At 47.7% G+C, this 12,498-nt stretch carries 9 protein-coding genes; 8 read left to right on the top strand and 1 reads right to left on the bottom strand.

What is annotated here, in order from left to right:
* Positions 1-153 precede the first annotated feature (153 nt).
* The gene (gene elyC, locus Q0852_RS11635; RefSeq protein ID WP_299018190.1) at positions 154-1,008 is read right to left on the bottom strand and encodes an envelope biogenesis factor ElyC; all 855 of its coding nucleotides are present in this window, start codon (positions 1,006-1,008) and stop codon (positions 154-156) included.
* Positions 1,009-1,128: 120 nt separating this feature from the next.
* Between elyC and cmoM the strand changes: the two genes are divergently transcribed.
* The 8 genes from cmoM (at position 1,129) to torC (ending at position 12,487) form a co-directional block, all read left to right on the top strand.
* Positions 1,129-1,965 carry a tRNA uridine 5-oxyacetic acid(34) methyltransferase CmoM gene (cmoM, locus tag Q0852_RS11630; RefSeq protein ID WP_299018189.1) on the top strand — a complete coding sequence of 279 codons (837 nt, stop codon included), beginning with the start codon at positions 1,129-1,131 and terminating at the stop codon, positions 1,963-1,965.
* The gene (gene mukF / locus Q0852_RS11625) at positions 1,962-3,284 is read left to right on the top strand and encodes a chromosome partition protein MukF (RefSeq protein ID WP_299018188.1); all 1,323 of its coding nucleotides are present in this window, start codon (positions 1,962-1,964) and stop codon (positions 3,282-3,284) included. Before cmoM ends, mukF begins: the two co-directional genes overlap by 4 nt.
* Positions 3,265-4,008, top strand: a complete 744-nt coding sequence (gene mukE / locus Q0852_RS11620; protein ID WP_299018187.1) for a chromosome partition protein MukE — start codon at positions 3,265-3,267, stop codon at positions 4,006-4,008. Before mukF ends, mukE begins: the two co-directional genes overlap by 20 nt.
* Positions 4,008-8,468, top strand: a complete 4,461-nt coding sequence (gene mukB, locus Q0852_RS11615; protein WP_299018186.1) for a chromosome partition protein MukB — start codon at positions 4,008-4,010, stop codon at positions 8,466-8,468. The genes mukE and mukB overlap by 1 nt, the downstream gene beginning before the upstream one ends.
* Positions 8,469-8,763: 295 nt before the next feature.
* Positions 8,764-9,750, top strand: a complete 987-nt coding sequence (locus tag Q0852_RS11610) for a hypothetical protein (RefSeq protein ID WP_299018185.1) — start codon at positions 8,764-8,766, stop codon at positions 9,748-9,750.
* Between the two features lie 307 nt (positions 9,751-10,057).
* Positions 10,058-10,849, top strand: coding sequence for a tetratricopeptide repeat protein (locus Q0852_RS11605; protein ID WP_299018184.1), 792 nt, complete (start codon positions 10,058-10,060; stop codon positions 10,847-10,849).
* A gap of 241 nt (positions 10,850-11,090) precedes the next feature.
* On the top strand, positions 11,091-11,264 hold the full coding sequence (locus Q0852_RS11600; protein ID WP_299018183.1) for a periplasmic nitrate reductase, NapE protein: 174 nt from the start codon (positions 11,091-11,093) through the stop codon (positions 11,262-11,264).
* Between the two features lie 38 nt (positions 11,265-11,302).
* The gene (torC, locus tag Q0852_RS11595; protein ID WP_299018182.1) at positions 11,303-12,487 is read left to right on the top strand and encodes a pentaheme c-type cytochrome TorC; all 1,185 of its coding nucleotides are present in this window, start codon (positions 11,303-11,305) and stop codon (positions 12,485-12,487) included.
* Positions 12,488-12,498: the final 11 nt, after the last annotated feature.

The raw sequence follows: 12,498 nt of genomic DNA, 5'->3' as shown, positions 1-12,498 counted from the left end.
AACAGAAAAAGGGCTGATAGTGATATCAGCCCTTTTTTATTTCATGTTAGTCCGTTGTTCTTACTCACACGTTGGCATTTTTGCTTTCGATATCTTGACCTGATTCGAAAATCTGATTGTCAGCTTGGCTCAGCCGGCCTGATTGGAGAAAGGTTAAGCCGGATGATTTATTTTTTGTTGTGCCAACTCAAGAGAAACATTGCTGTTAGTTTCCGGAGCCGTCGATTCCTGCGAGGATTGTTTGGAATCGGAAAGCGCATCACGCAGTTGCTGCCACCAGCGTCCAAGTGTTTCATACCAGTAGCGTTCGGTCTGTTCCAGATACTGGGATTTAGGGCTATAACGTACCCATGGCTGCTTAATTTTATTGCTGGCCAGGAAATTCGTCGGAGCCGGAAGTGGCTCCAGACCGGCTTGTTTGAATTCATAAAGCGCCCGTGTCATATGGCTGGCTGAAGTCACTAGTACCATTTTTTGTTTGCCCACGACAGAGGCTGCCTGAAATGCTTCCTCCCAGGTATCTTTCGCCGTTTCTAACAGCAGTATGCTGTTTTTGTTCACGCCTAATGCCAGTGCAACTTTCGCCATCATTCGGGCCTGGCTGACGGCGCTACCCCCACTATAGCCGGAAAGAATCAGCTTAGACTCAGGGTACATCCGGTGGATTCGGATTCCTTCAGACAGGCGCATTAGTGAAGTACGTGAAAGTTCCGATGTGATTGGCATCGCGTGGTCGATTACATGACCGCTGCCTAGCACCATAACGTAGTGAACTGTTTCAGTCGTCGGGATATAAGGCTTATTTTCACGTTCCAATGGCCTTAACAGGCTGGTTGCTATCGGTTGGAACGACATGAGGAAGATTCCTAGCAAAGAAAAGGTAATGAAAGTGGAAGCCAGACCTTTCCTTCGTGTGAACCAGAGGACTAATAGCCCGAAGAACCCGATTATGAGCAGTGCGGGTAAGGGCATTAGTAAGGAAGAAACTATTTTTTTTAATTCAAACATGCAATGTAGTCCGAAAAATCATCAGTTGAGCTCGAAAAAGCACCACAAGCCTTTATTCCTATAACGCTTGTGAGAAAATAAGCCACATTTTTTCAACCGCTATCATAACGTAAAGCTGACGTGATCGAAGATCGAAATTTTGACGACTTAGCGCAAAAATTTGCGAAAAACATATATGGCACGGCAAAAGGGCAGATTAGGCAGACGGTCGTCTGGCAAGATCTGGAGCAGATCCTCGCCTTGTTAGATAAAGGGAAACCGTTGCATATCTTAGATGCTGGCGGGGGGATTGGCCAGCTGTCGCAAAAAATTGCCGAGTTAGGTCATCATGTCACGTTATGTGATCTTTCTGGTGAAATGTTGAAATTGGCTGAGCAGGAAATTGCTAAAAATGGCCTTCTTGAGCAATATCGTCTAGTTCACAGTTCAGTCCAGGATATTGGCGAACACATGAGTGAACCTGTGGACCTGGTGTTGTTCCACGCTGTGATGGAGTGGCTGTCAGATCCAAAGGATGCATTGGAGCGTTTGCTGGCACAAACCAAACCAGGCGGCGTTATTTCGGTCATGTTTTACAACTACAATGGGTTGCTGTTTAAGAATTTGATTTGTGGCAATTTGACACATATAGAACAGGGCATGCCGCACCGTAAGCGTTTCAAGCTACAGCCGCAGCAGGGGATTAAGCCTGAAGACGTGTATAGTTGGTTGACTGATGCAGGATTTACAATCCTCGGTAAAACCGGGGTACGCACCTTCCATGATTATATGCAGACAACCATGGTCGGTGATTACACTTTTGAACAAGTTCTTGAGATGGAGCAAAAGCTTTGTCGTCAGGAACCGTATTTGTCCTTAGGGCGCTATATCCATGTATATGCCCAGAAGCCGCTGGACCCAGATAGTCAGGCTGGCGAAGAGACAGAAAATGATAACAGCAATAAGGACAACGGATGAGTGATGTTTCCCAGACCGTTCCTGAGTTGGTGACCTGGGTTAAGCAAAATGAGTTTTCGCTTAACCTGCCAACGGAACGGCTGGCGTTCTTGTTGGCGATTGCTGTATTAAGCGGCGATCGCTTTGATGAAGAATTAGGGGAAGGTGAACTTGTTGATGCGTTTCGCATTGTTAGCGATATGTTTGAACAGTCACAGGAAACCCTGGCCTTTCGAGCCAATAACGCCATAAATGAGTTGGTTCGCCAACGACTGATTACCCGCTTTACCAGCGAGTTAACAGATGGAGTCAGTATTTACCGACTCAGCCCGCTGGCGCTGGGTATTACGGATTACTATGCCCGCCACCGAGAATATTCTTCCCTGAAACTGTCGATACAGTTGGCGATGGTTGCCGATGAAATTAATAAGGCAGCAGAAGCAGCGAAAGAAGGTGGTGACGAGAAACACTGGCGACAGCAGGTTTATGCGGTACTGAAATATTCGGTAGCCGAAATTTTTGATCGCATTGATCTCAACCAGCGGACCATGGATGAGCAGCAACAGCAAGTAAAGCAAGACATTGCAGAGCTGCTGAACCAGGACTGGCGAGCAGCGATTACTAACTGTGAAAGTTTGCTGAATGAAACATCTAGCACGCTGCGTGAGCTGCAGGATACGCTTCAGGCCGCGGGTGATCAGCTGCAAAGCCAGTTGCTGACTATCCAAGAAGCCATTCAGGGCGATCCTGAACTGGATTTTATTGATGCGATGATTTTCATTCTTCAGGCAAAGCTGGACCGCATTATTAACTGGGGGCAGCAGGCGATTGACCTGTGGATTGGCTACGACCGTCATGTCCATAAGTTTATCCGTACCGCTATCGATATGGATAAGAACCGTGCCTTCAGTCAGCGTTTGCGTCAGTCGGTAACCGATTATTTCGACGAACCATGGCTGTTGACCTACGCCGATGCCGAGCGTCTGCTCGATATGCGTGATGAAGCGCTGGTGCTTAGGGACGATGAGGTCACCGGTATTGTGCCGGAAGAGATGGAATTTGAAGAGCTCAGTCTGGTTAACGACCAGCTGGCCGACCAAGTTGCTGCAATGCTGCAGGCCCATCAAGAGACGGGTGCTGCAATTAACCTAAGTTTGCTTCTTAAAGATTATTTGGCTCAACATCCACATGCGCAGCACTTTGATTTGGCGCGTCTTGTGATTGATCAGGCTGTGAGACTCGGTTATTCGGAGTCCGATTTCAACGCGATTCAGCCTGACTGGGAAGCAATCAACGACTACGGAGCCAAGGTACAAGCTAATGTCATCGATAAATATTGAAGAATTTATGCCTGAAAAGCTGGCCAAGGCGATTGCCAACCCGCTTTTCCCGGCACTGGATAATGCGCTGCGTTCTGGCCGTCATATTGCTAGTGAAGATATGGATAACCATGAATTGCTGATCGAGTTCGAGCGCGAACTGGCAATGTTCTATAAGCGTTATAACGCTGAACTGGTTCGTGCACCGGAGGGTTTTTTCTACCTGCGCCCACGTTCAACGTCATTGATTAACCGTTCGGTTCTGGCCGAGATCGACATGCTGGTAGGTAAGGTGTTGTGCTTCCTGTACCTCAGTCCTGAACGTCTGGCCCATGAAGGCATCTTCACGAACCAGGAGTTATTTGAAGAGCTGATGGCGCTGGCGGATGAGACGAAACTGATGAAGCTGGTGACTAACCGTGCTTCCGGCTCGGATCTCGATCGCGAAAAGCTATTCGAGAAGGTTAAAACTTCTCTGCGTCGACTTCGCCGTATCGGTATGATTATTCCGGTTGGTGAGAACGGTAAATTCCGGATCAGCGAGGCAGTATTCCGCTTCGGTGCTGACGTCCGTACCGGTGATGATGTGCGTGAGGCACAGCTACGCCTGATCCGTGATGGTGAGGCGGTGGTTGTTCACCAGCAAGAGCTGAGTCAGTCGAGCCTGTTGGAAGAGCAGGATATCGCTGAAGAACAAGAAACAGAATTAGACACAGATCATGCCGGACAGGAGGGTGAAGCCTGATGGAACGCGGTAAGTATCAATCGCTCACTATGGTCAACTGGAACGGCTTCTTTGCCCGTACCTTTGATATCGACAATTTGGTCACCACCCTGTCAGGGGGTAACGGTGCCGGTAAGTCAACCACAATGGCAGCGTTCATTACCTCGCTGATCCCCGATCAAAGCCTGCTGCACTTCCGTAACACTACAGAAGCGGGTAGTTCAAATTCATCGCGCGACAAAGGTCTGCACGGTAAATTGAAGCCGGGCACCTGTTATGCGGCACTGGATGTAGTGAACTCTAAAAAACAGCGCATCATTTTTGCCGTTAAGCTTCAGCAGGTAGCTGGCCGTGATAAGAAAGTGGATATCAAGCCATTTATTATCCAGGGCTTACCGGCAGACGTGAAGCCGACAGAAATGTTGGTGGAATCGATGTCTGACAACAAGGCCCGTGTTCGCCAGATTAACGAAGTTAAAGAAATGACTGCCGAGTATGAAGGTACTCACTTTAAGGCATTCAATTCAGTGACTGACTACCATGCGCAAATGTTTGAATTTGGTGTATTGCCGAAGAAACTGCGTAATAGTACAGACCGTTCCAAGTTTTACCGCCTGATTGAAGCATCACTATATGGTGGTATTTCAAGTGCAATTACCCGCTCGCTGCGTGACTACCTGTTACCGCATAACTCCGGGGTGAAAAAAGCCTTCCAGGATATGGAAGCGGCACTGCGTGAAAACCGTATGACACTGGAGGCGATTAAGCTGACCCAGAGCGACCGAGATCTGTTTAAGCACCTGATCACTGAAGCGACCAATTATGTTGCTGCTGACTATATGCGCCATGCCAATGAGCGCCGTAATAAGCTAGAGAAAACGCTGAGTCTGCGCGGTGAGATGACTGGCTCGCGCCAGACTCTGGAAGATCAGCAGAAGTCGATGATCAATATGTCGGCTGAGCTGGACGAACTGACTGAACGTGAAGGCGCGTTGGAGCAGGATCATCAGGCTGCATCGGATCACCTTCAGCTGGTTCAGACTGCCGTACGCCAACAAGAGAAAATTGAACGCTACCGCGAAGATCTGGAAGAGCTGACCGAACGCCTTGAAGAGCAGGTGATGGTAGTTGAAGAAGCCGCTGAGCAACTTGCTATGGCGGAAGAGCAGGCGCTGCTTACTGAGGAAGAAGTAGATAGCTTGAAAACTCAGCTGGCAGACTACCAGCAGGCGCTGGATATGCAGCAAACCCGTGCGCTTCAGTACCAGCAGGCCGTTCAGGCACTGGAAAAGGCTCGTGAACTGTCCGGCGACCATCAGTTGCTGGAAGATCAGGGGGTTCCTTACCTTGCTCAGCTGAAGCAGGAGCAGGAAGTACAGACAACAGCATTGCTGGCCCTGAAACATAAGCTGGATATGTCTTCGGCAGCGGCCAAGCAGTTTGACAAAGGTTTGCAGATTGTTACCACTATTGCTGGTGCAATTGATCGTGCCAATGCCGGAGATAAGGCGCGAGAGCTGATTGCTCATGCTCGCCAGCTTCGCACCGTTACCGAGCGTAGCGAACAGCTGAAAGCGCAATACCGTGATTTGGAACGCAGCGTACGTAATCAGCGTCAGGCGACTGAACTGGCTGAAGCGTATAACAAGCGTTTTGTGACGGTTATTGACAGTGAAATTATTCTTGCTGAAGAGCAGGCTCGCCATGAGGAAACACTGGGAAATCTGGAGCAACAGCAAGATATTCTGGTCGATCAGCGCGGTGAATTACGCCGTCAGGATCAGCAGCTATCAGCACAGATCACTGCGCTTGAATCGGCTGCACCGGCTTGGATTGCGGCATCGGAAGCTCTTGAGAAGCTTTCTGAGCAATCCGAACGTGAGCTGGTCGATAGCCAGGATGTGATGAATGCGATGCAGGCAACGTTGGATAAAGAGCGTGAAGTCTCGACTGCACGAGATCAGCTTGCAGCACGAAAGAAACAGCTGGAGCTGCATATTGAGCGTCTAGCGCAGCCGGGCGGTAGCGATGATTCTCGTCTGCGTGCCTTGTCAGATACCCTCGGTGGCAGCCTGTTGTCCGAAATTTATGACGATATTACCTTAGCTGATGCCCCGTATTTCAGCGCAATGTATGGTCCGGCACGTCACGCGATTGTGGTACCGGATTTGAAAGGTATCAAAGAGAAGCTGGTCGCTCTGGATGATTGCCCTGATGATCTTTATATCATTGAAGGTGATGCAGATTCATTTGATGACAGTGGCTTTGATGTTGATGAGCTGGAAGATGCAGTTTGTGTTCACCTGAATGATCGCCAGCTGCGTTATTCACGTTTCCCTAAAGTACCGTTATTTGGTCGTGCGGCGCGTGAACAGCGTTTGGAACAACTGCGTGAAGAACGTGATCAGGTTGTTGAAGATCATGCTAAGGCCGCGTTTGATTCGCAGAAGCTGCAGCGTTTGTACCAAAGCTTTAACAGTTTCGTGGCGACTCACATGTCTGTTGCGTTTCATGCCGATCCTGAAGCTGAACTGAAAGTTGCCCGCGAAAAGCGCAATCAGATCACCCGTAGCCTGTCAGAAACTGACAGCAAAGAGCAGCAGCAGCGTAGTCAGCTGATGGCTGCCCGTGAAGGTCTGACTATGCTGGGTAAACTGAATCCGCTGGTTAACTTGCTTGAAGACAATACGCTACAGGCGCGTTTCGAAGAAGTTGAGCAGCAGTTATCCCAGCTGGATGAAGCGCGTCATTATCTGGACCGCCACGGTAAGGCAATCACGGAACTGGAAGGGCTGGTTTCTGCGCTGGATGCGGACCCAGAGCAATTCGATGCTCTGCAAGCAGAGTATGTGCAGGCAGATAAAAATCTTCAGTCACTGAAGACTGAGATCTTTGCAATTGCCGACTTGGTTGAACGCCGTCACCACTTCAGTTATGCCGACTCAGTTGAGCTTTTGAACAAGAGTTCAGAGCTGAATGAACAGCTAAAGGCTAAATTGGTTGCTGCTGAGCGTGAGCGTAACCGTTGCCGCGAAGCATTGAAGCAATCCCGTGCTCAGGCAAACCAGTACAACCAGCTGATGGCTTCGCTGAAGAGTTCTCATCAGGCGAAACTGGAAACCGTTCAGGAATTTGAGCGCGAGTTGCAGGAGCTGGGTGTACGTGCCGATGTTGAGGCTGAAGAGCGTGCACGTTTGCGTCGTGATGAGCTGAATGAGCGTCTTCACAGCTCGCGTACCCGCCGTAGCCAGCTAGAAAAATCGATCACTTCGATTGAGCTGGAAATGAAGGGGTTAGTTAAGCGCCTGCGTAAGGTTAGTAAGGAATACCAGGAAATTCGTAAGCTGGTTGTAACAGCCAAAGCGGGTTGGTGTGCGGTATTGAGATTGGCACGCGAAAGCGATGTCGAACGTCGTTTGCACCGTCGTGAAATGGCATATCTGTCTGCCGATGAGCTGCGTTCACTATCGGATAAGTCGCTGGGTGCATTGCGTTTGGCGGTTGCCGACAATGAAGTGCTTCGCGATGCGCTACGGGCATCGGAAGATGTTTCTCGGCCTGAACGTAAAGTTCTGTTCTATATTGCCGTTTATCAGCACCTTCGCGAGCGTATTCGTCAGGATATTATCCGAACAGATGATCCGGTAGAAGCGATCGAAGAGATGGAAGTGGAGCTGGCACGTTTAAGCGAAGAGCTGACAGCGCGTGAGCAACGTCTGGCGATAAGTTCTGATTCGGTATCGAATATTATCCGTAAAACGATCCAGCGAGAGCAGAACCGTATCCGTATGCTGAACCAAGGCCTGCAAAATATCGGCTTTGGTCAGGTTAAAGGTGTGCGCCTGAACGTTAAGGTTCGTGATACCCATGAATCACTGCTGAGTGGTTTAGCTGAGCAGCAAGACCAGCATCAGGATCTGTTCGGGAACCATCGTCTATCGTTCTCTGAAGCGATTGCCAAGTTGTTCCAGCGCCTGAATCCGCATATTGATATTGGCCAGCGTTCTCCGCAGATCATGGGTGAAGAGTTACTGGATTACCGTAACTACCTTGAGCTGAGCATCGAGGTTAACCGTGGTACAGATGGTTGGTTACAGGCAGAATCCGGAGCACTGTCTACCGGTGAGGCGATTGGTACGGGTCAGGCGATTCTGCTGATGGTTGTACAGAGCTGGGAAGAAGAATCTCGCCGTCTGCGTGGTAAAGATATTATTCCTTGTCGTTTACTGTTCCTTGATGAGGCTGCGCGTCTGGATGGCAAATCTATCGCAACGCTGTTTGAGTTGTGTGATCGACTGGACATGCAGTTGTTGATTGCGGCACCGGAAAATATCAGCCCGGAAAAAGGTACGACCTACAAGCTTGTTCGTAAGATCTTCAAGGATCGCGAACACGTTCATGTCGTTGGTCTTCGTGGTTTTGGGCAGGAGCCGAAAACCCAGCCTAATGTGCAGGAAATGCTGGAATTAGATCTCGCTTAGAGATTTGATGGCATGTAAATAATTGCTCATAAAGGTCGGAGAAATCCGGCCTTTTTTTATGTGTTTTTTTGCGGTTTCAAGGCTGTTCGACGCCACTTTTCGCCCCTGAACGTCTTGGTTGTAAGATCCCTTTCTCATTACTTAATACCGTTTACGATAAATTTTTTGCTGCTTTATAAACTCCTAAAATTTTAACTGTTGGATTCGGTCATCCAGAATAAAAATCCAAACTTAACGTCGGCCAGCGGATTGGTTTGGTAATGGCCAATTTATACATCGTCGTAGGGGTGAAGACATGAAAAATATAATATTAGCGATGCTCACCATGGTTGTGGTGGTTGGTTGTGGTGGTTCAGACGGCTCAGATCCAGAGCCTAACCTGGATGCCGGTGCGGGTTCTGCACCTATTTCAGTTGATGCTTCCACACCATCAACAGAAGTACCAGAAGATGCGGACGAGTTACAGGCTTGTGTGGCGATAAACTCTATTCAGCTGATGGACGTGGCTGGTCATATTGTCGAATTAACAACGAAAAGTATGAATAATCCTGAGGAGCTTAGTTCTGAGCAATGTATTCCTGCTGATTCTTCAATTCCGGTTGATAGTGAAGGCTACCCACAGTTTATTGTGATTGACCTTTATGATGTCGCTGGGGTGGATTTGGTTAACTTGATCACTGAGCAGTTAATTCCGGTCGGAGAGTATGTCAGCATGGGGTTGTCGGTACTTCAGGGGAGTTATGGAGACTTTTTCGATACGCCATATTCTTATGTCGGGAACCAGGTTGATAAACAGAAGCTGGAAATTTTAGACGGGCTCACTTTTGAGGGGTTGAATATCAATATTGATGTGCCGAAAACATTCACCATGACATTCGACCTGAGAAAAATGATCCAGCTGGTTGAAGACGTTTATGTGATGAAGAATGAAGGCCTGACCGTGGTAGAGAATACTTTGGCCAGTAAAATCTGGGGAGATATCGATCCATCCTCTTGCTTGCCATCGACAGATAATGCTTATGTCTACCTTTATGATGCGGATACTGAGCAATACGGGGATTTGGGTTCTGAACATGAACCAATGATGACAGCAAAGGTAACTGAAGATAACACCTATTCAATGCCGTATGTGCCAGAGGGGACATATGATGTTGTGCTGGTTTGTGATGCTTTGCTAGATTTGCCGAACCAAATAGACCTTGATATTGATTTGGATGCTTCTTCGCCGAAGTATACTGATCAGCAGCTAAGTGGTGATGAGGATAAATACCTCTCAATGTGATGTTTTATGGTATTACCCGGAGCTATAGGATGGTTCCGGGTAATCGTCTAAACCATATATTCTATTTTTGTTCAGCTTTGATTAAGTGAATATCTGTAGTCTTACTCAAGAGAACAGGATCCATCTCTCATTATCAACAATATGCGATATTTTTGCTCCATTACATAACTCTCTGATGCCTCATTGAAATATTGACAATGTCAGGTAAGGCAGGCATTCATGCCTGTATTTTGGTGGTTGTTTTTCGACCAGTGCTTCTATAAGTTTCTCATCAACACGACGAAGCCTGATTGAAAGAGAACCTGATATGCCTGCAGTAATGACCCTGAAAAAAGTTGTTTTTGGCGCTATGTTTGGCCTTGCTGTAATTGGCTACGGTGCTTCAACAGCACATGCCTCTGTAACAACATCGCCTGAGAATCACTTATTATCGACATTGAATTATGTAGAGCTGGAAGCTGAACAGGGCGATAAGAATATGCAGTTGTTCTTGGGACGTGCATACCTAGAAGGATCAAATGGTCTGAAAGCCGATCCCCTGAAAGGCATGTACTGGTTGGAAAAGGCTGCCGTTGATATGCCTGAAGTGAAAACCATGATTGGTGACTTGTTTAAGTTTGGTGAGTTGCTGCCAAGAGACTATGACCTGGCGATTCATTGGTATACCGAGGCTGCTAAAGAGGGCGACATTCCGGCAATGATAGAGTTGGGTGCCTATTATGCGTCGGGTGCAACTGGAAAAGTTGACTGTGCCAATGCAATTAAATGGTTTAATGAAGCCTCTAACGGTGGTTCGCTAGACTCGAAGCGTAACCTGGTATGGCTCTACGCAACGTGTGAAGATGAGCGTTTGCGAGATGGAACACGAGCCCTGAAACTGGCTAAGCAGGTACTGCACCGCCGTGGAACCGGTGATGCGGGAGATTATGATAACCTGGCAGCGGCCTACGCAGCATGCGGTGAGTTCCGTCAGGCAATCAAAGCGCAGGAAGTCGCGATTGAAAAGCTAGAGCAAACGAATACTCAGCGTTATGCCAAATTTGAAAATCGTCTGAAGATGTATCAGCGTAACAAAACAGTATATATGGCATCGCTATAAACCTGATAAAACACTGATAACGAAGGCCCACCGGTAACGGTGGGCTTTTTTTTATTTGTCACAAATTACTAATTTATCCATAGAACTGAATGCAGTCACTGGCATTTATTCGCTTTGTCGCAGTCCAAAAGTTATGTGCTTGTCATCGTTAACTATACTTTGAACATTCCCTTTCTACTTACTAAGTATTATCAGTACTTAGTGAGCAGGTGGAAGCAATAATACCAATAGGATGATAGCAATGAATAACTCAGTACCTGTTGATAAAAAAGATAGAGCCAAACGTGAATGGCAATTGTTTCTATTTATTGTCATTTTTCTTTTCCCCATTCTTTCTGTTGCTTTTGTTGGAGGCTACGGCTTTCTTGTCTGGGCAATGCAAGTCTTTTTCATTGGTCCCCCCGGTCATGGGTAAGTTGTCCTCATTAGTTAATCAAACAGAAGGAAACTCCAATGATGAATTTGCTTAAGAAACTGTGGGCGACCCTGTGGCGTCCTGCGGTGCACATAAGCCTGGGTGTATTGACCCTTGGCGGTTTTGTTGCCGGTATCATGTTCTGGGGGGGCTTTAATACTGCCCTTGAATTTACTAATACCGAAAAGTTTTGTATCGGCTGTCATGAGATGCGTGACAATGTATACGAAGAATTGCAGGGAACAGTTCACTGGACGAATCATTCCGGTGTACGAGCAACCTGTCCGGACTGTCATGTCCCCCATAACTGGACTGATAAGATTGCCCGGAAGATGCAAGCCAGTAAGGAAGTGTTCGGAGCCATTTTCGGGACAATAAGTACTCGCGAAAAGTTTCTGGATAAACGACTGGAATTAGCCAGCCATGAGTGGAAGCGTTTTGCGGCGAACGGATCGCTCGAATGCAAAAATTGCCATGACTACGACAGCATGAACTGGGATCTCATGTCGGACCTTGCCAAGTCGCAGATGAAGCAGGCTGCTGAACGGGATCAAAGTTGTATTGATTGCCATAAGGGTATTGCTCATGAGTTGCCTGGTGATATGGATACTTCTGGCGGCATGGTTTCTGAACTCGTTCAGAAAGCGAGCAATACAAGTTATTCCGAGGGTGAAAAATACTTCAGTGTCCGCTACTTACCTATGTATGAAGATGAGGCTATGACCAAAGACGGTGGCCAGCTCAATCCGGCTTCCGAAGTCAAATTGGTTCAGGTAAAAGACAATGCGATTCAGATTGAGATTGCCGGCTGGCGTAAAACCAAAGGTTTTGGCCGGGTGATTAACGAAGACTTCGGGCTTAATATTCCGACAGCTGCCCTCAGTAAAGATGTCGCACTAAACGATGCGATGGTCGAGAAGTTTGAAGAGAAAGAGGATGATTTGACCGGGTTGGGCTGGCAGCGGGTAACCGTGAAACTGTGGATGGCGAAAGAGTCACTGGTGGATGATGTTGAAGATATTTGGGCGGAAACCGGTCCGGCGTATAAAACCAATTGTAGTGTCTGTCATACCCAACCGGCAGAAGATCATTTTGATGCCAATACCTGGCCGGGCATGTTCAATGGTATGTCGGCGTTTGTGAACCTCGATCGTGATAGTGAAGCCCTGGTACTGAAATACCTACAAAAACATTCATCAGACTTCTCTGGTGGCAGTCATTAAGATGCAAATGA

The organism is uncultured Photobacterium sp. (assembly GCF_947502415.1).
Lineage (GTDB): Bacteria > Pseudomonadota > Gammaproteobacteria > Enterobacterales > Vibrionaceae > Photobacterium.
The sequence above is the reverse complement of the archived record's forward strand: the minus strand, read 5'-3'. Positions and strand labels throughout refer to the sequence as shown.